The sequence below is a fragment of the Arthrobacter sp. P1_H7 genome, assembly GCF_056405215.1.
This window is the reverse complement of sequence record NZ_JBFUCO010000010.1, coordinates 180648-203089: the sequence shown is the minus strand read 5'-3', so window position 1 is coordinate 203089 and position 22442 is coordinate 180648. Positions and strand designations below refer to the sequence as shown.

General features: G+C 67.2%; 21 protein-coding genes and 1 pseudogene. 12 read left to right on the top strand and 10 right to left on the bottom strand.

The window, feature by feature from the left end:
* The first annotated feature begins 66 nt into the window (after positions 1-66).
* The 6 genes from AC1DXI_RS11845 to AC1DXI_RS11820 all read left to right on the top strand — a co-directional run bounded on the left by AC1DXI_RS11845 (position 67) and on the right by AC1DXI_RS11820 (position 6740).
* The gene (locus AC1DXI_RS11845) at positions 67-1011 is read left to right on the top strand and encodes an SDR family NAD(P)-dependent oxidoreductase (RefSeq protein ID WP_476938786.1); all 945 of its coding nucleotides are present in this window, start codon (positions 67-69) and stop codon (positions 1009-1011) included.
* Position 1012: 1 nt separating this feature from the next.
* The gene (locus AC1DXI_RS11840) at positions 1013-1906 is read left to right on the top strand and encodes an amidohydrolase family protein (protein ID WP_476938785.1); all 894 of its coding nucleotides are present in this window, start codon (positions 1013-1015) and stop codon (positions 1904-1906) included.
* On the top strand, positions 1899-3158 hold the full coding sequence (locus tag AC1DXI_RS11835) for an acyl-CoA dehydrogenase family protein (protein ID WP_476938784.1): 1260 nt from the start codon (positions 1899-1901) through the stop codon (positions 3156-3158). The genes AC1DXI_RS11840 and AC1DXI_RS11835 overlap by 8 nt, the downstream gene beginning before the upstream one ends.
* A gap of 72 nt (positions 3159-3230) precedes the next feature.
* A complete protein-coding gene (locus AC1DXI_RS11830) occupies positions 3231-3686 on the top strand; it encodes a MaoC family dehydratase (RefSeq protein ID WP_476938783.1) in 456 nt (151 codons plus the stop codon).
* Between the two features lie 45 nt (positions 3687-3731).
* The gene (locus tag AC1DXI_RS11825; RefSeq protein ID WP_476938782.1) at positions 3732-5111 is read left to right on the top strand and encodes an MFS transporter; all 1380 of its coding nucleotides are present in this window, start codon (positions 3732-3734) and stop codon (positions 5109-5111) included.
* Between the two features lie 42 nt (positions 5112-5153).
* The gene (locus AC1DXI_RS11820) at positions 5154-6740 is read left to right on the top strand and encodes an acyl-CoA synthetase (RefSeq protein ID WP_476938781.1); all 1587 of its coding nucleotides are present in this window, start codon (positions 5154-5156) and stop codon (positions 6738-6740) included.
* Positions 6741-7017: 277 nt separating this feature from the next.
* Here the strand turns inward: AC1DXI_RS11820 and AC1DXI_RS11815 are convergent, their stop codons facing one another.
* The 9 genes from AC1DXI_RS11815 to AC1DXI_RS11775 form a co-directional block, all read right to left on the bottom strand.
* Complete coding sequence (locus tag AC1DXI_RS11815; RefSeq protein ID WP_476938840.1) at positions 7018-7152, bottom strand: hypothetical protein; 135 nt, start codon at positions 7150-7152, stop codon at positions 7018-7020.
* A 47-nt stretch (positions 7153-7199) separates the two neighbouring features.
* Entirely contained in the window at positions 7200-7361 is a 162-nt protein-coding gene (locus tag AC1DXI_RS11810; RefSeq protein ID WP_476938780.1) for a DUF3237 family protein, read from the bottom strand.
* Positions 7312-7935, bottom strand: a complete 624-nt coding sequence (locus AC1DXI_RS11805) for a LysE family transporter (protein WP_476938779.1) — start codon at positions 7933-7935, stop codon at positions 7312-7314. Before AC1DXI_RS11805 ends, AC1DXI_RS11810 begins: the two co-directional genes overlap by 50 nt.
* Before the next feature lie 50 nt (positions 7936-7985).
* Positions 7986-8537: a dihydrofolate reductase family protein gene (locus AC1DXI_RS11800; RefSeq protein ID WP_476938778.1), complete on the bottom strand. Its 552-nt coding sequence runs from the start codon at positions 8535-8537 to the stop codon at positions 7986-7988.
* 42 nt (positions 8538-8579) lie between these two features.
* On the bottom strand, positions 8580-9032 hold the full coding sequence (locus tag AC1DXI_RS11795; protein WP_476938777.1) for a hypothetical protein: 453 nt from the start codon (positions 9030-9032) through the stop codon (positions 8580-8582).
* 129 nt (positions 9033-9161) lie between these two features.
* Positions 9162-9623 (bottom strand): hypothetical protein, encoded by a 462-nt coding sequence (locus tag AC1DXI_RS11790; protein WP_476938776.1) that lies wholly within the window; start codon positions 9621-9623, stop codon positions 9162-9164.
* Positions 9624-9696: 73 nt separating this feature from the next.
* Entirely contained in the window at positions 9697-10512 is an 816-nt protein-coding gene (locus AC1DXI_RS11785) for a methyltransferase domain-containing protein (protein ID WP_476938775.1), read from the bottom strand.
* A gap of 388 nt (positions 10513-10900) precedes the next feature.
* Positions 10901-12127: a hypothetical protein gene (locus AC1DXI_RS11780; RefSeq protein ID WP_476938774.1), complete on the bottom strand. Its 1227-nt coding sequence runs from the start codon at positions 12125-12127 to the stop codon at positions 10901-10903.
* A 726-nt stretch (positions 12128-12853) separates the two neighbouring features.
* On the bottom strand, positions 12854-13426 hold the full coding sequence (locus AC1DXI_RS11775) for a MarR family winged helix-turn-helix transcriptional regulator (protein ID WP_476938773.1): 573 nt from the start codon (positions 13424-13426) through the stop codon (positions 12854-12856).
* A 230-nt stretch (positions 13427-13656) separates the two neighbouring features.
* Between AC1DXI_RS11775 and AC1DXI_RS11770 the strand changes: the two genes are divergently transcribed.
* Positions 13657-15879 carry an MMPL family transporter gene (locus AC1DXI_RS11770; protein WP_476938772.1) on the top strand — a complete coding sequence of 741 codons (2223 nt, stop codon included), beginning with the start codon at positions 13657-13659 and terminating at the stop codon, positions 15877-15879.
* Positions 15880-15918: 39 nt separating this feature from the next.
* On the opposite strand, the pseudogene AC1DXI_RS11765 reads toward AC1DXI_RS11770, so the two are convergent.
* Positions 15919-16882, bottom strand: a pseudogene (locus AC1DXI_RS11765) (NAD-dependent epimerase/dehydratase family protein).
* A 123-nt stretch (positions 16883-17005) separates the two neighbouring features.
* Between AC1DXI_RS11765 and AC1DXI_RS11760 the strand changes: the two are divergent.
* The 5 genes from AC1DXI_RS11760 to AC1DXI_RS11740 all read left to right on the top strand — a co-directional run bounded on the left by AC1DXI_RS11760 (position 17006) and on the right by AC1DXI_RS11740 (position 22440).
* Positions 17006-17830, top strand: coding sequence for a TetR/AcrR family transcriptional regulator (locus AC1DXI_RS11760; RefSeq protein WP_476938771.1), 825 nt, complete (start codon positions 17006-17008; stop codon positions 17828-17830).
* A 91-nt stretch (positions 17831-17921) separates the two neighbouring features.
* Positions 17922-18398, top strand: a complete 477-nt coding sequence (locus AC1DXI_RS11755) for a hypothetical protein (protein ID WP_476938770.1) — start codon at positions 17922-17924, stop codon at positions 18396-18398.
* A gap of 339 nt (positions 18399-18737) precedes the next feature.
* A complete protein-coding gene (gene dnaK / locus AC1DXI_RS11750) occupies positions 18738-20600 on the top strand; it encodes a molecular chaperone DnaK (protein ID WP_018774082.1) in 1863 nt (620 codons plus the stop codon).
* Between the two features lie 2 nt (positions 20601-20602).
* On the top strand, positions 20603-21340 hold the full coding sequence (locus AC1DXI_RS11745) for a nucleotide exchange factor GrpE (RefSeq protein WP_476938769.1): 738 nt from the start codon (positions 20603-20605) through the stop codon (positions 21338-21340).
* Positions 21341-21459: 119 nt separating this feature from the next.
* Positions 21460-22440: a DnaJ C-terminal domain-containing protein gene (locus AC1DXI_RS11740; RefSeq protein WP_476938768.1), complete on the top strand. Its 981-nt coding sequence runs from the start codon at positions 21460-21462 to the stop codon at positions 22438-22440.
* The last annotated feature ends 2 nt before the right edge of the window (positions 22441-22442 follow it).

The window sequence follows — 22442 nt, the reverse complement described above, 5'->3', positions numbered from 1 at the left end:
ATGGATGCAGAACAGCATCCCATGCCGCAAGGACGGATGCACACGGCAGCTAGCAAAGGAGCGGCAATGAGCCTGTCAGGAAAAGTAGCAATCGTCACCGGAAGCGGCCGGGGCCTCGGCCTGGCCTACGCCCGGGAACTGGCCCGGCAGGGCGCCGCCGTCGTCGTCAACGATGTGGACGCCGAGGTCGCCGCAGACGCCGTCCGGACGATTCAGTCCGACGGCGGCCGCGCAGCCGCCGTCGTTGCCCCGGTGGGCAGCTCCGACGTCGCCAAGCAGCTCGTGCAGGCAGCCGTCACGGAGTTTGGTCGGCTGGACATTCTGGTCACCAACGCCGGCATCCTGCGGGACAAGAGCCTGCTGAAGATGACAGACGAGGACTTCGACGCCGTGATCAACGTCCACCTGCGCGGCACCTTCACCTGTGCACGGGAGGCCTTCGGCTACTTCAAGGAGCACGGCATTGCCGGCCGCATCATCACCATCGGCTCCCCGACCGGCCAGCGCGGCAACTTCGGCCAGACCAACTACGCCGCCGCGAAGGCCGGAATCGTGGGCATGGTCCGCACCTGGGCGCTGGAAATGAAGAAAGCCGGCGTCACCGCCAACGCCGTCATTCCCGTGGCCGCCACCGCCATGACCAAGACCGTCCCGTACTTCCAGAAGGCCGTCGAGGCCGTCGAGGCCGACGAGCGCGGCGAGGCCATGCCGGCCTTCTTCCGCCACGACCTCGGCTTTGGAAAGGCCGACGACGTCGCCGGACTGGTGGCCTTCCTCGCCTCCGACGCTGCCGCCGGCGTCACCGGCCAGGCCATCGGCGCGGGCGGTGACCGGCTGCAGCTCTGGACCCACCCCGAGGCCGCCGCCACCGAATACCGCGAGGGCGGCTGGGGCTACCAGGATCTCGTCGACGACTTCGGCGCGCTCTTCGGGGACAAGCTGCAAAGTGTAGGCGAGGACTTCCTGCCGCTGCCGGCGGAACTGCAGCCCGAACCGGCGGAGGTTCGCTGACATGTCCGCGCAGCGCTACGAACTCGGCATCGACGCCGCCTCACTCGATGCGATCGACATGCACGTCCACCTCGAAGTGGACGGCCACGGCCATGAGTCCCTTCCGGCGGCGCTGACCGAGGCCTCCGCCAAGTACTTCAAGGCCGAGGACCGCAGCCCGTCGCTGGACCGGATCGCCGAGATCTACCGCGAGCTGAACATGGCCGCCGTCGTCTTCACAGTCGACGCCCGGACCCAGCTCAAGCACGAGCCCAACAGCATCCCGGAACTCATTGCAGGGGCGGCGCGAAACAACGACGTCCTGATCCCCTTCGGGAGCGTGGACCCCCGCACCGGTGCCGACGCCATCCAGGGTGCCAAGCACCAGGCGATCGACCTCGGCGCGCGCGGGTTCAAGTTCCACCCGAGCCTGCAGGGCTTCGACCCCTCAAACGAGCAGTTCTACCCGCTCTGGGAAACACTGCAGGACTTGGGTCTGCCGGCCATCTTCCACACGGGACAGAACGGCATGGGGGCCGGGCTCCCCGGCGGGTACGGCATCAAGCTGGCCTACTCCAACCCGCTCCTGCTTGACGCCGTGGCCGCGGACTTCCCGGAGCTGCAGATCATCATGGCCCACCCCTCGGTGCCGTGGCAGGACGAGGCGAATTCGATCGCCACGCACAAGTCCAACGTGTTCATCGACCTCTCCGGCTGGTCCCCGAAGTACTTCCCGGAGTCCCTGGTCCGGATGGCCAACTCGGTGCTGCAGGACAAGGTGCTGTTCGGCACCGACTTCCCGCTCATCACCCCGCAGAAATGGCTGGGCGCCTTCGCGGACCTGCCGCTGAAGGACGAGGTCCGGCCCAAGATCCTCAAGGACAACGCCATCCGCTTGCTCGGGCTCGGTGGCTGAGGTGAGCGTTGAAACCGCGCCCCAGAAAACAGCGCAGACGCGCCTCTACAGCGTCTGCGACTACTACGACGCCGAGTCCCTCCTCACCGGCGGGGAGCGGAGGGTGCTGGGTCGGCTGCGGGAGTTCCTGGACACCCAGGCCCGCCCGCTCCTGGCCGACTACTGGGAGCGTGGCGAGTTCCCGGACCAGCTCGCCCGGCCGCTGATCGATCTGGACCTCATGGAACCGGCGGAACTGACCGGCTCCCCGGGTGCGGGTCAGACACCGGCCCGGGGCATCTACCAGGGGTTCCGGATCTTCGAACTCGCCCGCACGGACGCCTCGCTGGCCACCTGGTACACGGCCCAGGCCGGACTGTTCCGGACCGCCATCCGGGTCGGGGCCTCCGCGGAACAGCAGGCCGAGTGGATGCCCGGGGTCATCGACTTCTCACTCAAGGGCGTCTTTTCGCTGACCGAACCCGAGTCCGGCTCGGACATCGCCGGCGGCCTGTCCACCACTGCCCGCAGGGAAAAGGGCCGTGAGGGTGGCCCGGACGGCGGCACCTGGGTCCTGGACGGCGAAAAGCGCTGGATCGGCGGCGCGGCAACGGCCGACGTCCTGGCCGTGTTCGCCCGCGACACGGCCGACGGGCAGGTCAAGGCCTTCCTCGTGGACCGTGAGGCCGCGGGCGTGACCCTGGCGAAGATCCACGGCAAGACGGCCCTGCGGATGATGCAGAATGCCCACATCACGCTCGACGCCGTCCGGGTGCCGGAATCCCGGCGGCTCCACAACGTGAACTCGTTCCGGGACGTGGCCGCGATGCTGCGGGCCATGCGCTCGGACGTCGCGTGGATCGCCACGGGCATCGCGGCCGGGGCCTTTGAGGCGGCGCTGAAGTATGTCACCGGGCGGCAGCAGTTCGGCCGCCCGCTCGCGTCCTTCCAGCTTGTCCAGGAAAAGCTGGCCCGGATGCTCGGGAACGTCACCTCGGCGCTGTCCCTGGTGGTCCGGCTGACCGAGCAGCAGGAGAAGGGCATCTACCGGGACCAGGACTCGGCCCTGGCCAAGATGCAGACGTCCTTGCTGATGCGCGAGACCGTCGCACTGGCCCGCGAAGTGGTGGGCGGCAACGGGATCACGCTGGACACCGACGTCGCCCGGTTCCACGCCGATGCCGAGGCCGTCTACTCCTACGAGGGCACCCATGAGATCAATGCCCTGATCGTCGGCCGGGCCCTCACTGGCCACAGCGCCTTCACCCAATGACGCCTCTCACCCACTGACTACGGCGCGCCGCCGTCGTCGTACAACCCAACCCAACTACTCCAGGAGCCAAAGATGCCCAACCTCGTCGTCGACTTCGACAAACTGCTTACCCTCGCCGGCACCGATCTCGGTGTCACCGACTACCGCGAAATCACCCAGGAGCAGATCAACAAATTCGCCGATGCCACGGGCGATGACCAGTGGATCCACGTGGACCCGGAACGGGCCAAGGACGGCCCCTTCGGCGCCCCGATCGCCCACGGCTTCCTCACCCTCTCGCTCATCATCCCCTTCTGGGGCGAGCTGTTCGACGTCGACGGCGTCACCACCAAGGTCAACTACGGCCTCGACAAGGTCCGTTTCACCTCCCCGGTCAAGGTGGGTGCGCGCATCCGCATGCGGGCCACCATTGCAGAGGTCACCGAGGTCAAGGGCGGCGCCCAGATCAAGGTGGCCAACACGATCGAGATCGAAGGCCAGGAACGCCCCGCCGTCGTGGCCGAGTTCCTCGCCCGCTTCTACAAGTAAACCGCCACAGCCCCTTCACCATCCCTTCTGCCATAAGGAACAACGATGTCCCAAATTTCGCAGTTGCAGGCCATGGACGCGGGTACGCGTCGCCGTGAAGCACGGACCGTCATTGCCTCCAGCTATCTCGGCAGCACCATCGAGTATTACGACTTCCTGCTCTATGCAACGGCCGCCGCCGTGGTCTTTCCCAAGGTGTTCTTCTCCGGCGCGGACGAGTGGGTGGGGGTGGTGGCCGCGTACGGGACATTCGCCGCCGGCTATGTGGCGCGGCCCCTCGGCGGCATCATATTCGGCCACTTCGGCGACAGGCTTGGACGCAAGAACATGCTGATTGTCTCGATGCTGGTCATGGGCATCGCCTCCACCCTGATCGGGCTGGTGCCCGGCGCCGCGGTGGCCGGAGCCTGGGGCGCCGTGATGCTGGTGATCCTTCGCGTCTGCCAGGGCATTGCCGTGGGCGGGGAGTGGGGCGGCGCCGCCCTCATGGCGCTTGAACACTCCGAATCGGGCAAGCGCGGCTTCGCGGCCTCGTTCGTCAACGCCGGCGCCCCCACCGGAGCGGTGCTGGGCACCCTGGTCATGGGCGCGTTCGCGGCCCTGCCCAACGAGCAGTTCCTGGCCTGGGGCTGGCGCGTACCCTTCCTGCTGTCCTTCGTCCTCCTGGGCATCGGCATGTTCGTCCGGCTCAAGGTCTCCGAAAGCCCCATCTTCAAGGCGGCCCTGGAACAAGAGCAAGCCGAGCGGGAACAGGCCGAACGGGACAACACCGGGCGGACGGTGCCGGGCAGTGCGCCGGCGCGCCGCGAGATTCCCCTCCTGCAGGTCCTGCGCCGGCCCAAGACCCTGATCTTCACCATGCTGGCCGGCGCGGCCGGGTTTGCGCTCCAGGTGGTGCTGGCCACGTTCTCCGTGACCTACGCCGTGTCCAAGGGTGCGGACCGGCAGGGCGTGCTCTACGCCTTCGCGGCAGCCTCCTTCGTGTCCATCGCCTTCGTGATCATGGGCGGCCGGCTCTCCGACAAGCTGGGCCGGCGGCCCGTCATGATCGGCGGCCTGGTGCTCTTCATCCTTTACCTCACGCCGATGTTCCAGCTCCTGTCCTCCAACAACATCGGGCTGATCTTCGTGGCCTTCGCAATCGGCCTCATGATCCACTCCACCCTGTTCGGCCCGCTCGCAGCGTTCGTGTCCGAGCAGTTCGGCACCACCTCGCGCTACACCGGCGCCTCACTGGGCTACCAGCTCGCCACCCTTCTCGGCGCGGGGTTCACGCCGGGCATCGTGGCGCAGATCTTCAAGGACTCCGGACAGGACACCGCCGCCGTGGTCTGGTACCTGGCCATCATGTCGGTCGTGTCGATCGTCTTCATCCTGCTGACCCGAGAGCCCAAGAACAACGATCTGCAGACTGTCGGGTCCTAACCCGGCCCGCTGGCGCTACCGTCTAAGTAGAAAGGATTTTCCGTGGAGAATTTTGGCATCGGCTCGTGGCTGCAACGGCGCCGCCCGAAGTCGGGCACCAAGACCGCCGTGATCGCAGGGGACCGGGAGCTCAGCTACATTGAGCTCTCGGAACGTTCCACCAGGCTCGCCAACGCCCTCCGGGACCGCGGCGTAGTCAAAGGCGACAGGGTGGCCTACCTGGGCGAAAACGATCCCTCCTTCCTGGAGACCCTCTTCGCCGCCGGCCTGGCCGGGGCGGTCTTCGTCCCACTGAACACCCGGCTCGCGCCGCCCGAAATCCAGTTCCAGCTCCGGGACAGCGGCGCGGTCGTGCTGGTCCACTCGGCGGCGCTCGCGGTGCTCGCGGAACACGGCTCGGTGGAGACCTGTGTGGGGTCGCGGATCGTCGTCGACGATTCGACAGCACCAGCGCCAGCCAAAACAGTGCCCGACGGCGGCGGTGCTGGCCGGGGAAGCGCCGTGGAGGCGTTTGAGGCCGTGATCGCCTCCGGCGCGGCGCTGGCGCCGGACGAGCCCGTGGGCCTGGACGACGGCGCCATGATCCTCTACACCTCCGGAACCACCGGAAACCCCAAAGGCGCGCTCCTGACCCACGGCAACATCACGTGGAACTGCATCAACGTGCTCGTCGACTTCGACTTCGCCTCCACCGACGTGGCCCTCATGATCTCCCCGATGTTCCACGTCGCCTCCCTGGACATGGGTGTCCTGCCCACGCTCCTCAAAGGCGGCACCGTGGTCCTGGAGGCCAAGTTCGATCCCCGCCGGACGCTCGAGCTGATCCAGCAGCACCGCGCAACCACCATCAGCGGGGTGCCTACCACCTACCAGATGCTCTGCGAGCACCCGGACTGGGACGCCACGGACCTGAGTTCGTTGAACAAACTGACGTGCGGCGGGTCCGCGGTGCCGGTGCGGGTCCTGGAAGCCTACGAACGCCGCGGGCTGCGCTTCTCCAACGGCTACGGCATGACCGAGACGGCCCCGGGCGCCACGACGCTGCCGGCGGCCCGGTCCCGGGACAAGGCCGGGTCCTCCGGACTGCCGCATTTCTTCACCGATGTCCGTGTGGCCGATCCCCTCGACCCGGCGTCCGGGCCCGCTGCGCCCGGAACGGTGGGGGAGATCCAGATCAAGGGTCCCAACGTCATCCACCAGTACTGGAACCGGCCCGAGGCCTCCGCGGACTCCTACACAGGGGACGGCTGGTTCAAGTCCGGTGACATGGGCTACAAGGACCCGGACGGCTTCGTGTTCATCTCCGACCGGCTCAAGGACATGATCATCTCCGGCGGGGAGAATATCTACCCGGCCGAGGTGGAGCAGGCGATCGCCGAGCTCGACGCCGTCGGAAGCGTCGCTGTGATCGGCGTGCCGGACGAGAAGTGGGGCGAGGTGCCGCGCGCCGTGGTGCTGCTGCGGGACGGGGCCCGGCTCACGGAAGAGCAGCTGCGCTCCCACCTGGAGGGCCGGCTGGCGCGGTACAAGATCCCCAAATCCGTGGTCTTCGTGGAGGAGATGCCCCGGACCGCGAGCGGCAAGATCCGGAAGGCTGATCTGCGGAAGCTCACGTCCGGCCACGTCTGACGGGGGAGCGGGGAAGCCCCAGCCTGCTACATGGCCCAGCACGCAGCCCGGGACCCGGCTGCGGTCCGGGGGCACTTTGGCGCGGACACGCCGCCGCCCAAGGTGCCGGCGTCGAATATTGCCCGCAAAGTGCCCCCGGACGGACGCAGCCCGGCACGAAGGGGGCATTCGGGCATACGGCTTCTTTCGTTGCCGGATGCCCGCTAATCCACCGTGAAGATCCTGATGACCACCCGGCCGGGCTGCCGAACGCCCGTCCCGAGCATGAGGCGAGTGCTCAGCCAGGGCGGGGGATGCGGTGGTGAGCCGGGGCCAGCATCGGAAATAGATCCGTGAAGGGTCGACGGCGGCACCCGAGTTCAGCAGCTCGATGTCCCGGGCCGTGCCGGAGAGCGGTGTTGTGCACGAAGATCCGGTGGCCGTCGTCAGTTTCCAGAACGTACCGGGCGTCCAGTTCCGTCAGGTGGGGCCGCGGAGGAACTGGTAGTCCGCGCCGCCTGGGAGGACCCGCCCGTTCAGAACCGGCCCGCTGACCGTTCCGCCGGTGCCGGGACGCCGGCGGCCGCGGCGCTTAGTGAATTGCGGCCAGCAGGACGCCGACGCCGACGAAGAGCCCGCCAAACGTCCGGTTCAGGACCTTATGCCCACGGGCGTCGTGGGTGAAGCGCTGGAAGGACCTGGCCGCTGCCGCGAAGAAGAACCACATGACCAGGACGTCGATCACGATCACGGTGACAGCCAGGACCACGTACTGCGGCAGCAGCGGCTGCTCCGGGCGGATGAACTGCGGCATGAAGGCCAGGAAGAAGACCACGGCTTTGGGGTTGAGCAGATTGACCCAGAGGCCACGGCGGAACATGGACAGGCCCGGCTCGTTGCGCAGGGCGGCGGCCTTCTCCTGGTCCAGGTCGGGCTTGTGCAGGAACTGCCGGATGCCCAGGTAGACCAGGTAGGCGGCGCCGGCGTAGCGGATCACGTTGAAGGCAACCGGTGAGCTCGCCACGAGCACCCCGACGCCGAGGGCCACGATCAGGATGTGCACCACGAGGGCGGCCTGCTGGCCCAGGATGCCCCAGAGGGACCGGCGGAATCCCGAGTTCAGGGAGTTGCTCATGGTGTTGATGGCGCCCGCGCCGGGAGTGAAGCTGATCAGGACGCCGGCGCCGGCCAGGGCGAGCCAAAGGGAAGGTTGCACCAGGTAAGTTTACGGTCCCGGCCGTGGCCGGCCCGGTTTGATGACGGGAGTCAGTCGCCGCGGAGGCCGTAGCTGAGAATCATGTTGCCTTTGCTGGTCTGCTGGGACCGCTGCAGCTCCAGCCGGGTGAGGGGATCGCCGTCGTTGAACAGCCGCCGCCCGCTGCCCGCGATTACGGGATGAACGATCAGCATCAAGGTGTCGAGCAGCCCGGCGAACAGCAATTGGTGGACCAAGGAAATGCTGCTGAAGATCCCTATTTCACCGCCGTCGCTGTTCTTCAGGTCCGCGACGAAGTCCTCCAGCGGGCCCTCGATCAGGCGCGAATTTTGCCATTCCAGCTCCCCGGTCAGGGTCCGGGACGCGACAAATTTCGGCAGCGGATTGATGAATCCGGCGAAGTCGGCGTCGCTTTCGGCGTTGGGCCAGTATTCTGCCCATTGCTGGTAGCCCACGCGGCCGAGGATCGCGGTGTCGATCCGGCCCATCATCTCGCCCATCCCGGCACCCAGTTCTTCGTCGAAGCTGTCGAACTGCCACTTGAACGGGTCTTCAACCACGCCGTCTACAGAGCAGAAAAGGCCGGCCGTCAATTTGCGCATGGTCTTGGGCGTGCCCGGGGCGCGCCCAAGACCCGCTAAGGGTTAGCCGTTGGACGTGTAGCCATCCGTGGCGGTGTCGCCGGGGCCGCCATGGCCGCCGCCGGGTCCGCCCTGGCCCTCCTCGGTTGCGGTCACCGTGAAGTTCGCATCCAGCAGGACAGTGGCGCGCGTGCCGTCCGCCTTCGTGATGTGGGCTTCGTAGGTGGCGCCGTCGGCGTCGGTCTCCATCCGCTCGATCGTCGCATCCGGCTGGGCGGCCTTTACCGCCGCCTCGACCTTCGTGGCGGTGTCGCCGGTGAGGACCTCCTCCGTCTTTCCGTTGGCCTGGTGCGGGCCGCGCTGGCCCCCGGTGCCATAGCCGTCGGTGGTCTGGGTCGAGGACGAGCTGCCGGTGGAATCGGCAGCCATCGCGGGGATGGCCGACGCGCCAATGGCGCCGCCGCCGATCACCGCAGCGAGCATGATGCCCGCGGTGGTCTTGTTGATCTTTGCCATGGTGAAACTCCTTTGCTGGGGCCCGGGCTTCCGGGCCGGCCGAGGGTTCGGCCTGTACCCAGCCTCAGGCGCGGAGTTATGGCTGCACTTTCGGCAGGCTGTGCCGGTGCTGTGACCGATGGCCGCCGTTCACGCCCGGGCACACTTGCCCAGCTTCGAATGAGACCAGTGGAACATGGTTCTGGGAAGGTCATCGTGACTCGGATACTGGTCGAAGTAGGAGTGCGCGCGGGCAGACATATAGCCCGTTTCGTCGATGGCGAAGTGGCCGATCAGCTGCACGCCCCGTTCTGCTGCCTTCGATTCCAATTCGGCTGCCTCATCCATGATTGGCTCCGAGAAGTCGTATTCGCTGAATCTCCCAGGGTGGGCGATCGCAAAGTACTTGGTGAATTCCGGATGCAGCGCTGCCAGGACAGCATCGTGGAAAGGCGCCAGGGAACCAGCAAAATCTTCGGCCATGACCTCGACGGCGTCCAACCGCATTTCCTCGTCCACACACATCACCACCAGCTTTGGCATGAGCTTGCCGTCCTGGACGATAAACGGGCGGGCGAGAACCTGGAAGTCAAAACCTGCTTGGATGATCATGTTTTGACGCTATGACTCCCGAACTCGGAGCTCTAGGGCCACGAGCGCTTATGTGGACAAAAGGACCGGCCGTTCACGCCCGGGCGATGACCTCGCCGTTCGGAATCAGGAACCAGCCGTCGTCGGTGGAGCCCCACCGGTGCCAGCCCGCGGATATCCGGGCCAGGTCCGCCTCGCTGGCCAGGCCGTACTCGAGCGCCTGGTCGGCAAAGGATGAATGCAGCACCCGCTCACCCCACACCCGGGCCTGCCAGCGCCGCTCATGTCCGGTGGCGTAGAGCCAGTTGCTGCTGGACGGCGCCACGTCCGTGAACCCGGCGGCCTGCGCCCAGGACACGAGCCGGCGGCCGGCGTCGGGCTCGGCGCCGTTGCGGCGGGCGATCCGCTGGTAGAGCTCCATCCAGTCGTCGAGCTCGGGGATGGCCGGGTACCAGCTCATGCCGTGGAAGTCGGCGTCGCGCACCGCCACGATCCCGCCGGCCTTGGCCGCCCGGCGCATCTCCCGCAGGGCCGCGACCGGGTCCGTGAGGTGCTGGAGGACCTGATGGGCGTGGACGACGTCGAAGGATTCGTCCGGGAAGTCGAGGTCGTAGATGTTGCCGGCGGCAAAGCCGACATTGTCCACGCCGCGCTCGACGGCGAGGGCCGCGGCCTGGGCGATGATGTCGGGGGAGCGGTCCAGGCCCGTGACCCTGCCCGGTGCCACCAGCTCCGCGAAGTCGCATGTGATGCTGCCCGGCCCGCAGCCGACGTCGAGGACGGACGTCCCGGGCGTGAGATGCGGGATCACGAACGCTGCCGAGTTTTCCGCCGTGCGGGAGGCATGGGCACGGACCACCGACTCGTGGTGGCCGTGCGTGTACACATCGTCAGGCTGCTGCGCACTCATAATGGAACGCTACCCTCCCGCGCCCGGAAAAGGGCGGACCCACCTAGACCTCCCCGCAACCGTCCCCTTTCGAGGGGCCGGTAACGGGGGCGGTCCGCCGCCGGAGACCAGCTGCGGACACCAGCGGCGGACTGCCATTCCCGACAAGTGCTGGGGGTGGGGCAGCGATGAGGCGGGCCCCGCCCAGGCAGTGGGAGCGGATCTGGGAGGCCAGGCAGGGCATGCAAGCGGGGCTCGCCCAGGCGGCGCGAACGCTGCACCACACACTTCCATTCCTTGATGTAAGGCGTAGGAGCAGCAAATCGTGCTCGCTCCTACGCCTTAACCCTTCACGTGCGTGTCAGTGGGCGGAACTGACCGTGTAGTTCAGTAAAGCTGCCGGTCCCCGTCAAGCGACGGCGGTGGTTACGGCGGAGGTCTTCGCGGTGGTGGTGTAGCCGGTCTTGGTGCCGGTGACGGTGACGGTGAGGGTCTTGCCTTTATCGGCCGCGACGGGTTTGTAGGTCGCCGCGGTGCCGCCGGTGATGCTCACTCCGTTGGCCTTCCACTGATACGTCAGGGTCACCGGTGACGGTCCCCAGGTCCCCGGCGTCGCGGTCAGAGTCAAGCCGACCTTAGCCGTGCCCGTGATGGTCGGTACCGGCGCCGTCAGGGAGCCTTTCGCGACCACTGCCGTGGCGGCGGAGGTCTTCGCGGTGGTGGTGTAGCCGGTCTTGGTTCCGGTGACGGTGACGGTGAGGGTTTTGCCGGCGTCGGCTGCAACGGGCTTGTATGTTGTGGTGGTCGCGCCGACGATGGCGACGCCATTGGCTTTCCACTGATACGTCAGGGTCACCGGTGACGGTCCCCAGGTCCCCGGGGCCGCGGTCAGGGTCAATCCGACCTTAGCCGCGCCAGTGATGGTCGGCACCGGCGCCGTCAGGGAGCCTTTCGCGACCACTGCCGTGGCGGCGGAGGTCTTGGTGATGGTGGGGTACCCGGCCTTGCTCGCGGTTACTTTCAGATTGATGGTCTTGCCGTAGTCGGCGGCAAGCAACGTGTACGTTTTCCCAGTTGCCCCGGTGATGGCCGTTCCGGAGCGGAACCACTGGAAACCCAGTACATCCGGCGTGGGCGACCAGGTTCCAGTGACCGCAGTCAATGTCCGGCCCACCTGGGCTGTTCCGGAGATGCCTGGTACCGGAGTTGTGGACCAAATCCAGCCCAGGTTGAGGGTGTAGGTCTTGCCCCAGCTTGMGTTGCTGTCGTAGCCGTCGATYTTGATGTASGCGCGGCCYGCAGGGAGGTTGATTTGTTGGCTGGMGAGCCAGCTGCCGTYTGCGGCGGAGCCGTCGAGGTCGAAGCTGTAGAGGTTGGTGCCGTTGGCGTTGTAGATGCTGAGTGTGTAGGTGGTTCCGGTTCCGAGCCCGGCGGGGAACTTGAAGTTCAGGCCGGCCCTGCCTGCCTTGGGCAGGTCGATGGCGTAGTAATCGGTGTCGTAGTAGCTTGCGCTGAGTGTTGAACCGGAAAYGGTGGTTCCCAGAGGCACCACTGTTGCGGCCGCCATGGTGCCGTTGGGTTCAGCCTCGGACGCCGCAGCTAGGGAGGGCGCAGCCGTGAGAAGTGAAAGAAGCACCGCAAGGAGTGCTATGAGTGCTGTGCGTGCCGGACTGAAAATGCGGCGTATGGCGCCGATCCCATTTGATACCAATTTGTCCCCCTGAATTGTGCGCCTGTTGTGTTGCAATAGATAAAGTGTATGGAGAGTGTCCACGCAAGATAATGAAGTGCCGGAATTGTCATGCAGAATTTCGCTTAATGACGGGCTTCGTCACATCGAAAGGAAGCTGTCAAGTCCCTTGAGTCGCGTCTTGTTGGTTAGGCGCGTGCGGGGAACTCGCTTTGCTGGGGTCGCGCCTCGCTATTCTTGCGGAGAAATGAAGTTGTGGCGTGCCGATGGCTTCGTTGCTGTGCCACGTCGCAAGGGTAGGTATCCAACCTGTACATTTTCTTGGCTTTCTCGTCGGTACCCGAGTGCTTTCGCGCACGGTGAAGCGTCCACGCAGGGCGCGGCACAGTGGTAAATCCGCCTCCAACGAGAATTAAATGGCATCGACGTCATTCGTCGACACCACCAATTCAGCATCCTGCCAGGCTTCTCGCCCAGTGATCCTGCAGCTCAGGTGGATGCTGCCGAAGCCCACCTCACGAAGGCTCCCTTTCGTCGATCTCATATATCGACGAAAGGGAGCCTTCACCGGCGTTGCCGCCGTAGTCACCGACATGCAGTCCCAGATCTGGGCGGCGGTTCCCGGTGGCCGGCCGCAGGCTGCCGCCCACCCGTGACGCAACGCGCTGCGAATCAGCGGTGGCGCTGCCCCGGCTCCTGCCCGGGGCCGCGGGCCGCTTCCTCGCCGGCCCGGACGGTGGCATCGATCATGGAGTTCATGAACCGGGTGACGATCTCCAGTTCTTCCGGCGTGAAGTTCGCCATGGCTGCACCCATGTGGCGGGCCAGCGGGAGGAACATAGCGCCGCCGTCCCGGTAGGCCTTGGGGGTCATGCGCAGCTGTACCTGGCGGCGGTCCGCGCCCTCGCGCTCTCGGACCACGTGGCCGGAACTGTGGAGCCGGTCGATCAGGGCTGTAGTGGCCGGGGAGCTGAGGTTCAGCTCTTTCCTCAGCACCCCTGGGGTGACAATCTGGTCCCGCGCCGCGTGCCGCATGATGACGGCGAGGGCGTTGAGATCTGTGCGATGCATGTCGTTGCGGCCGCCGGCGGAGTCCACATAGCGGTTGGCTTCGAGGGTGAATTCCTGCAGGAGCCGGACCAGGGGCGGCGGGCCGGCGGCTTCGGGCGGGACTGTGTTCTTGGGCGAGACCGCGTCTTCGGATGGGCCTGCGTTATCGTATAGGCCCGGGGATTCGGCTGACACGGCAGACCTCCTTCGTCCCTTGATCCTGCCCCGGCGGTCTGACCGCGGCAGGTCGGCGCTGTAGACGGCGCCTTCGGGAGTCTACTGCAGGGTCTGCGGAGCGGCCTGACGCCGACTGTCTTTCCCATTCTCCTCCGGTAGTGCGCGCCGCCGTCTTATCTCTATGATGGAGATAGTCTACTATGGAGTTTATCTCAGGTCCTACTCCGAAGCGCACCCTGGAAGGAAACATGAAAACCACTTCGCCCGCTACGACGCGCGCCCCGCTCTGGCTGCGCTGGCTGGTTCCCGCAGTGCTCGTCCTGGCCTGGCTGGCGATCGCCGGCATCGGCGGCCCGACATTCGGCCGCCTGAGCGAGGTGTCATCCAACGACCAGGCATCATTCCTTCCCGCCAGTGCCGAGGCCACCGAAGCCGCGGACTGGCAGGCCAAGTTCAGGGACTCCAAGGAGATCCCCGCCGTGATCGTGGTGGAAAGCGACTCCTCCTTCACCCCGGCCCAGCTCCGCGAGGCCGCGGCCCTCAAGGGCACGCTGGAGGCACTGCAAGCCGGCAGTACGGTGATCGGACCCATCCCGTCCGAGGACGCCAAGGCGGTCCAGTTCGTCGTGCCCATCGATTCCTCGGCGGAAGTGAAGACGGTAGTCAAGGAACTGCGCAACGAGGTCCAGGCGTCCGCGCCGGCAGGAATGCGGACTTTCGTGACCGGACCGGCCGGGCTCACAGCGGACCTGGTGAGTGCCTTTGCCGGCATTGACGGCATCCTGCTGCTGGTGGCCCTCGGCGCCGTGTTCCTGATCCTTCTGATCGTCTACCGGTCGCTGCTGCTGCCCGTCATGGTGCTCTTCACCTCGGTCTTCGCGCTGTGCGCCGCGATCCTGCTGGTGTTCGGCATGGCCAAGGCCGGCTGGATCCAGCTGAACGGCCAAAGCCAGGGCATCCTGTCCATCCTGGTGATCGGCGCTGCCACCGACTACGCCCTGCTGTACGTGGCACGGTTCCGCGAGGCCCTGACCCACACCACCGACCGGACGGCCGCCGCCCTCACCGCGTGGAAGGCCGCCTGGGAACCGATCCTGGCCTCCGGAGCCACGGTGATCATCGCACTGCTCTGCCTGCTCTTCTCCGACCTCAACTCCAACAAGGCCCTCGGCCCGGTGGCGGCGGCGGGCATCCTCTGCGCGCTGTTCGCGGCATTGACCCTGCTGCCGGCCCTGATGGCGCTGCTGGGCCGGGCGGCGTTCTGGCCGTTCCGGCCCAAGCTGCTGCCGGAAACCCAGCGGGAACCGGAGCTGGTCACCGGGCTGGAGGGCCAGAAGGGGCTGTGGCGGGCCACAGGATCGCTCGTTGCCCGCCGGCCGCGCACGGTCTGGGTCGCCTCCGTCCTGCTGCTCCTTGTGGCCGGTGCCGGCCTCCTGCAGCTCAAGGCCAACGGCGTGGCCCAGACTGACGTCATCCTCACCGCCTCCAACGCCGTGGACGGCCAAGAAGCCCTGGGCCAGCACTTCGACGCCGGGTCCGGCAGCCCCGCGGTGATCGTGGTCGACGAGGCAAAGGCCCAGAACGTACTGGCGGAGGTCAAGGCCAGCGACGGCGTCGGGGACGCCTATCTGCTGGCCGACGGTGGTGCCCCGGTCATCACCGGCGCCCCGGGCGCGCCGGCTGCCCCGGCCGTCAGGGACGGGAAAGTCCTGATCAACGCGACACTGGACCACGCCGCCGACTCCACCGACGCCGAAAACGTCGTGGTATTGCTCCGCCAGGAACTGAAGAAGATTGACGGCGGGGTTTTGGTCGGCGGAGTGACAGCCACGGCCCTGGATACGAACACCACGGCCCAGCGTGACCTCGTCACCATCATCCCGGTGGTCCTGGGTGTCATCCTGGTCATCCTCATGCTGCTGCTGCGCTCGGTGCTCGCCCCGGTCCTGCTGGTCGCCTCCGTGGTCCTGTCCTACGCCGCGGCGATGGGCGTCTCCGCCTTCGTGTTCAACAACGTCTTCGGCTTCCCCGGGGCCGACGCAACAGTGCCCCTGTTCGGCTTCGTGTTCCTCGTGGCACTGGGCGTCGACTACAACATCTTCCTGATGAGCCGGGTCCGGGAGGAATCCCTCAAGCACGGCACCCGGGCCGGCATCCTGCGCGGCCTCGGCGTGACGGGCGGGGTCATTACCTCTGCCGGGGTGGTCCTGGCTGCCACCTTCGCGGCCCTCGGCGTCATCCCGATCATGTTCCTGGTCCAGCTCGCCTTTATCGTCGCGTTCGGCGTCTTGCTGGACACGGTGCTGGTCCGCTCCCTGCTGGTGCCCGCGCTGGCCTACGACATCGGCCCGCGGCTTTGGTGGCCCGGCAAGCTCGGCCGGCCCGGGAGCGGAGCCGCGGCCCGCGAGGGCGCCCGGTCCTCTCTTTCTGCCGAAGATCCGGCTGAAAATGAGGAGGCCGGGGTCCGCTAGGCGGAACCGAACACTGCAGCCGCCGTCACTGTCCCCCAGTCACCGTCCACCGTCCCCCCACCAGGCGACGGTGGCGGCGGCTGCCTCATGCAGCGGGGTTGGTGTCAGCCCCAGGGCGGCCTGGCTAGCCGTGGAATCCATGACGAAGGGGTGCTCGAACTGGTACATGGTCTCGGCCAGCTCCCGCATATCCGGGGAAAACACGCCCATTGCCTTCACTGCCCACCCGGGTACGCCGGTGACCCGCGGTGCCCGGGCGCCGGACGCCTTGGCGAATGCCCGCGCGATCTCGCGCTGGGTAAGCGCAGGTCCGGTGGGCGCGTGCCACACCCGGTTCCACACGTCAGGCCGGCCTGCCGCGGCAATCATGGCGGCCGCGAGGTCCGGGACGTACGTGAAGGAATGCGGCTGGTCCGTCCGCCCGATCACCTGCATTGGCTTGCCGGCCGCGACGGGCCGGACCATGCGCTCGCCGGCGTTCGAGTTGCGGACCCGCGGGCCGAAGAAGTCGCCGGCCACCATGCTCACGGTAGCGGTGGGGGACGCCACGCGGGCCGCGAGCAGCGCCGTCCGTACGCCGCGCTTGCCGCCCTGCGCCTGCCGGGGGGCTGTCCTCGGTCATGATGTTTTCCGGGGTGCTGTAGGAGTACAGGCTTTCCGGAAAGACCACGACGGCGCCCGCCGCGCCCGCCGCAGCGAGCACGTTCAGCTCGGCGGCCGGCAGTTCCCTGGCCCACACCTCGGCGTTGTACCGCGAGCCGTGGATGCAGTGAAAAACGGCCGCGGCGCCCCGGAAGGCCTCGCCGAGCCGGGCGAACTCGGAAACGTCGATCGACAGTCTTTCCACCAGTGGGTGGGCGGGTCCGCTGCCGGACCTCGTCAGGAGGCGCACGCGGTGGCCCGCCGCAGCCAACTGTTCCGCGACGGTCCAGCCCACCGGGCCGGCCCCTGTGACGACATAGAGCCTGGACGATTGGTGGCCGGAGGCTGCAGGGTGGGACATTCCGATCTCCTTTGAACTATCGAGAGCAGTGCTCTCCCATTCAGGATGCGACGCCGGGTCCAACAAGTCAAGAGCGGTGCTCACATTTGTTGACAGTGCTCTTGGATGTGGAATGCTGGACTCATGCCAGAGGACAGGACTGCGGCCGCGATAGACGCCGGCGTTGCAGCCAGCCAGGCCGGAGCGGCCGGAGCGGCCGGCGCGGCCGGCGCGGCCGGCGCGGCTGTGCGGCTGCGCACCCCACGCGAGCGTGCCCGGGCCCAGACTGTCGCCGATATTGTCCGGCTGGGCCGGGAGCATCTGGCGCTGCACGGGGCCGCAGCACTGTCCCTCCGCGCCGTGGCCCGTGATCTCGGCGTCGTCTCGTCGGCGGTGTACCGCTACGTGGAGAGCCGCGAGGAGCTGCTGACCCTTCTGCTGATTGATGCGTACAACGACCTCGGCGACGCGGTGGATGCCGCCGTCGGGGCCGTGCCGGAGGCTGACTTCGGTGGGCGCTTCGCGGCGCTGGGGGGCGCGGTGCGGGGCTGGGCGCTGCGCGAGCCGTCCCGCTATGCCCTGCTCTTTGGCAGTCCGGTGCCCGGTTATCAGGCCCCGGCGGAGCGGACCACCGGCCCGGGAACCAGGGTGATTATGGCCCTCATCGGCATCCTCGACGGCGCCTTCCGGGCCGGGCGGCTGGCCGCGGCCGGCCGGCAGGGCCCTGCCGTGGCCGCCGGACTGGCCGGGGACCTGGCGAAGATCCGCGCCGAGTTCGGCCTGGCGGTGCCGGATGACCTCCTGGCCCGCGGCGCGCTCGCCTGGACCGCACTCTTCGGCGCCGTCAGCTTCGAAGTTTTCGGCCAGTACGGCGCCGGCACATTCACTGCCCCGGAGGAGCTCTTCGGCCACCACCTCGCGGTGCTGGCCGACGTCGCGGGGCTGCCGGCGGCCGGCGCTGCCCCGTAAACGAGCTTCCCCTGTTGCCCCGCCGTGGCGCTCGATAGACTGCCCCTGCGCCCGCACGGGCGCGCCAGATGCGTCCAGGAAGGATCCATCCATGTCTGAAGAGAACAGGCCTGAAGAGAACAGGCCTGCTGAGAACACGCCTGAAGAGAACGTCCCCGGAAAGGCAGCGCCCCAGAACGTCGATGCCGGTCCCGCGGAACGTGAAGCAGAGGCCGCGGCGCCCGAGGGGCAGTATGTCGAGGGCGACTACGGCTCCGCCGGCACGGCAGGCCAAGTCCCGCCCACGGCCGTCGAGGGGGAGTACGCGGCGGGGGACTATGGCGAGGCCGGCGTGGCCGGAGCAGCCGTCGTCGGCGACGTGGAAGGCGACTATCCCGAGGGCGACTACGGCGAGGGCGGGGTCTCCGGTGAGCCCGCCGGCGTCGCCGGTGAGTCGGCCGGCGTCGCCGAGGAGGGTGAATACCCCGAAGGCGACTACGGGAGCGCCGGTACGTCCCGTCCCGAGCGATCCGCCCGGCCGGCAGCGGGAGAGCCTGCCGACGGCGACGCCGCCCGGGACGACAGCTAACGCCAAGGAAAACGGCGGGTCCAGCCGGCGCGGGCGCCGGCTGGTCCCCTGCCCGGGTCTGCGCGCCCGCGCCCACTGTGCAGGTTCGCGCAGGGCGAAACGCTGCCCGGGAGGCGCCCGAAGGGCTGGAATCCGGGGAATTTAGGCGGGGATGAGTTGCCGCGGCCGGGGCGGGCAAACAAAGTTGAGTCAACATCGCTCAACTTTGAATTGACTTATGTCCGCCTCTGGGTAAAGTTGAGTGTAGATCGCTCAATAACGGTCGGACCGGCTGCGGTTAGAGCCACTGCGGGTCCGCGGCCATCTCCGCAAGATTCCAAGGAAGTAAGGAAGCAATCCATGTCACGTGCAGTAGGTATCGACCTCGGAACCACTAACTCCGTCGTCTCCGTTCTCGAAGGTGGCGAGCCCACCGTCATTGCCAACGCCGAGGGTGGCCGCACCACGCCGTCGGTTGTTGCCTTCTCCAAGTCCGGCGAGGTCCTGGTCGGCGAGATCGCCAAGCGCCAGGCCGTCAACAACATTGACCGCACCATCGCGTCCGTCAAGCGCCACATGGGCACTGACTGGACGGTCGCCATTGACGACAAGAAGTACACGGCGCAGGAAATTTCCGCCCGTATCCTCATGAAGCTCAAGAACGACGCCGAGTCCTACCTCGGTGAGAAGGTCACCGACGCCGTCGTCACCGTGCCGGCCTACTTCAACGACGCCCAGCGCCAGGCCACCAAGGAAGCCGGCGAAATCGCCGGCCTGAACGTCCTGCGCATCGTCAACGAGCCCACCGCGGCCGCCCTGGCCTACGGCCTGGACAAGGGCAAGGAAGACGAACTCATCCTGGTCTTCGACCTTGGTGGCGGAACTTTCGACGTCTCCCTCCTCGAAGTCGGCAAGGATGAGGACAACTTCTCCACCATCCAGGTCCGCGCCACCGCCGGTGACAACCACCTCGGCGGCGACGACTGGGACCAGCGCGTCGTGGAATACCTGCTGAACCAGCTCAAGGTCAAGGGCATCGACCTCACGAAGGACAAGATTGCCCTGCAGCGTCTCCGCGAAGCCGCGGAGCAGGCCAAGAAGGAACTCTCCTCCTCCTCGAGCACCAACGTTTCCCTCCAGTACCTGTCCGTTACCCCCGACGGCCCGGTCCACCTGGACGAGCAGCTGACCCGCGCCAAGTTCCAGGACCTCACCAAGGACCTGCTGGACCGCACCAAGAAGCCGTTCCAGGACGTCATCAAGGAAGCCGGCATCAAGCTCTCCGAGATTGACCACATCGTGCTCGTCGGCGGCTCCACCCGCATGCCGGCCGTCTACGACCTCGTCAAGGAACTGGCCGGCGGCAAGGAGCCCAACAAGGGCGTCAACCCCGATGAGGTCGTCGCCGTCGGCGCAGCCCTGCAGGCCGGTGTCCTCAAGGGCGAGCGCAAGGACGTGCTGCTGATCGACGTCACCCCGTTGTCCCTTGGCATCGAAACCAAGGGCGGCATCATGACGCACCTGATCGAGCGCAACACCGCCATCCCCACCAAGCGGAGCGAAACCTTCACCACCGCGGATGACAACCAGCCGTCCGTGGCCATCCAGGTCTTCCAGGGCGAGCGTGAGTTCACCCGCGACAACAAGCCGCTGGGCACGTTCGAGCTGACCGGCATCGCGCCGGCCCCCCGCGGCGTTCCGCAGGTCGAGGTCACCTTCGACATCGACGCCAACGGCATCGTGCACGTTTCGGCGAAGGACAAGGGCACCGGCAAGGAACAGTCCATGACCATCACCGGCGGCACCGCGCTGTCCAAGGAAGACATCGACCGCATGGTCCGCGACGCCGAAGAGCACGCAGCCGAGGACAAGGCCCGCCGCGAGGCAACCGACACCCGCAACACGGCCGAGCAGCTCGCCTACTCCGTGGACAAGCTGATCGCTGACAACGCCGACAAGCTGCCCGAAGAGGTCAAGACCGAGGTCAAGGCCGACGTCGACGCCCTCAAGAAGGCCCTCGAAGGCACCGATGACGCCGCCGTGAAGACCGCGTTCGAGAAGCTGCAGGCTTCCCAGACCAAGCTCGGCGAAGCCATCTACGCCCAGGCCGGTTCCCCCGACGGCCACGCCGGTGCTCAGGGTGCCCCCGCAGGCGAGCCGGCAGCCGGCTCCGACGAGGACATCGTCGACGCCGAAATCGTTGACGAAGACGAGAAGAAGTAATCATGCCGCACCACGGTAACGAAGAAGAGCACGGTTCTTCCGGGAACCCGAGCCGCGGCAACGAGCAAGAGAACGACCCGCAGAAGCCGGTGATCCACGACAACCGGAAGGTTGATCCGAAGACCGGCCAGGCCCGCCACCCTGACCAGGAGCACGCTGCCGCCGCGGCGGACTCCGGCTCCGGGGATGCCCTGTCCCAGGCGGAGGACATCCTCAACAGTGTTGAGGTGCCCGCCGCGGAATCTGTATCCCAGGGCGCTCCCGCTGCCGAGGCGGAGGAGCTCAGGAATGACCTCCGCCGCCTGCAGGCCGAGTACGTCAACTACCGCAAGCGGGTCGAGCGCGACCGGGCCGTGGCGGGCGAGATGGCCGTCATCGGCGTCCTGAACGCACTGCTGCCGGTACTGGACGACGTCGACGCCGCCCGCCAGCACGGCGACCTCGCGGACGGCCCGTTCGCCGCGATCGCCGCCAAGCTGGAGGCTGCGCTGAAGACGTACGGACTGGTCCGCATCGATGAGACCGGCGTGGAGTTCGATCCGACCATCCACGAGGCCCTCATCCAGCAGCCCGGCACGGACATCGAAATCGACACCGTCAGCCAGGTGCTCCGCTCGGGCTACAAGTCCGGCGACCGCGTCCTCCGCGCGCCCCCCCCCCCCCCCCCCCCCCGCTCCGGCAGGCCCGATGCCACTCCCGGGCCCCCTCATCCGCTACGGCTCAGCGGTTGTCTCGCCTAAGGTGAGATGAACGCAGCGCAGCTGGATAGGGGGCCGCGGCGTGGCGGGCACCGCGAAGCGGGCACGGCCCCCTATCCAGCGGAGCTCGAACGCAATACAGACTTAGAGAGGAAACGCCATTGGCTAGCCAGGACTGGGTGGACAAGGACTTTTACAAGATCCTTGGTGTCGCCAAGGACGCTTCCGACGCCGACATCAAGAAGGCCTACCGCAAACTTGCCCGGCAGCACCACCCGGACACCAACGCGGGGAACGTCGCCTCGGAGAAGAAGTTCAAGGACATCTCCGAGGCCTATTCCGTGCTCTCGGATCCCGATGAGCGCCAGCAGTACGACGCCATCCGGGCCATGGGCGGCGGCGCACGCTTTGCCCCCGGCGGAAGCGGCGGAGCTGCCGGCGGAGCAGGCTTCGAGGACCTCTTCGGCGGACTCTTTACCGGCGGCGGGGGCCGCCATTCCGGCGGCTACAGCACGGCCGGCGGCATTCCGCCCGAGTTCGCGGATCTCTTCGGCGGCGGCGGATTCGGTGGCGGCCAGTCCTTCCAGCGGGCTCCGCAGAAGGGGGCCGACCGGACCGCGTCCACCTCGATCTCATTCGCCGGGTCAATCCGCGGCACCACGATCGGCCTGCGCGAACCGGACGGCGAGGTCATCGACGTCCGCATCCCGGCCGGCATCAAGGACGGACAGAAGGTCCGCGTCCGCGGCAAGGGCCAGCACGCTCCCGCCGGCAACGGCGACCTCATGGTCACTGTCTCGGTGAAGCCGCACGAGTTCTACATCCGCGACGGCGACAACCTCCGGATCCACGTTCCGGTCTCCTTCCCCGAGGCGGCACTGGGCGCGGACATCGAGGTTCCGACGATCGACGGTGACAAGGTCAAGGTCAGGGTCCCCGCGGGGACCCCCTCGGGCAGGACGCTGCGCGTCAAGGGCCGCGGCGTCAAACACGCCAAGGCCACCGGCGATCTGCTGGTGACAATCGACGTCGCTGTTCCGCGGAAGCTGAACAAGGACGCGGAGGAGGCCGTGAAGGCCTTCGCCGCGGCCACCGCCGGTGAGGACGTCCGCGCGGGCCTGGCAGCCAAGGCCCGGCTCTAGGA

Excerpts from the sequence above, each read along its gene's own strand:
- AC1DXI_RS11770 (WP_476938772.1), top strand. The coding sequence starts at position 13,657 with ATGAAAACCACTTCGCCCGCTACGACGCGCGCCCCGCTCTGGCTGCGC.
- AC1DXI_RS11755 (WP_476938770.1), top strand. The coding sequence starts at position 17,922 with ATGTCTGAAGAGAACAGGCCTGAAGAGAACAGGCCTGCTGAGAACACG.
- AC1DXI_RS11745 (WP_476938769.1), top strand. The coding sequence starts at position 20,603 with ATGCCGCACCACGGTAACGAAGAAGAGCACGGTTCTTCCGGGAACCCG.
- AC1DXI_RS11825 (WP_476938782.1), top strand. The coding sequence starts at position 3,732 with ATGTCCCAAATTTCGCAGTTGCAGGCCATGGACGCGGGTACGCGTCGC.
- AC1DXI_RS11800 (WP_476938778.1), bottom strand. The coding sequence starts at position 8,537 with ATGCGCAAATTGACGGCCGGCCTTTTCTGCTCTGTAGACGGCGTGGTT.
- AC1DXI_RS11840 (WP_476938785.1), top strand. The coding sequence starts at position 1,013 with ATGTCCGCGCAGCGCTACGAACTCGGCATCGACGCCGCCTCACTCGAT.
- AC1DXI_RS11760 (WP_476938771.1), top strand. The coding sequence starts at position 17,006 with ATGCCAGAGGACAGGACTGCGGCCGCGATAGACGCCGGCGTTGCAGCC.
- dnaK (WP_018774082.1), top strand. The coding sequence starts at position 18,738 with ATGTCACGTGCAGTAGGTATCGACCTCGGAACCACTAACTCCGTCGTC.
- AC1DXI_RS11845 (WP_476938786.1), top strand. The coding sequence starts at position 67 with ATGAGCCTGTCAGGAAAAGTAGCAATCGTCACCGGAAGCGGCCGGGGC.
- AC1DXI_RS11790 (WP_476938776.1), bottom strand. The coding sequence starts at position 9,623 with ATGATCATCCAAGCAGGTTTTGACTTCCAGGTTCTCGCCCGCCCGTTT.
- AC1DXI_RS11830 (WP_476938783.1), top strand. The coding sequence starts at position 3,231 with ATGCCCAACCTCGTCGTCGACTTCGACAAACTGCTTACCCTCGCCGGC.
- AC1DXI_RS11795 (WP_476938777.1), bottom strand. The coding sequence starts at position 9,032 with ATGGCAAAGATCAACAAGACCACCGCGGGCATCATGCTCGCTGCGGTG.
- AC1DXI_RS11785 (WP_476938775.1), bottom strand. The coding sequence starts at position 10,512 with ATGAGTGCGCAGCAGCCTGACGATGTGTACACGCACGGCCACCACGAG.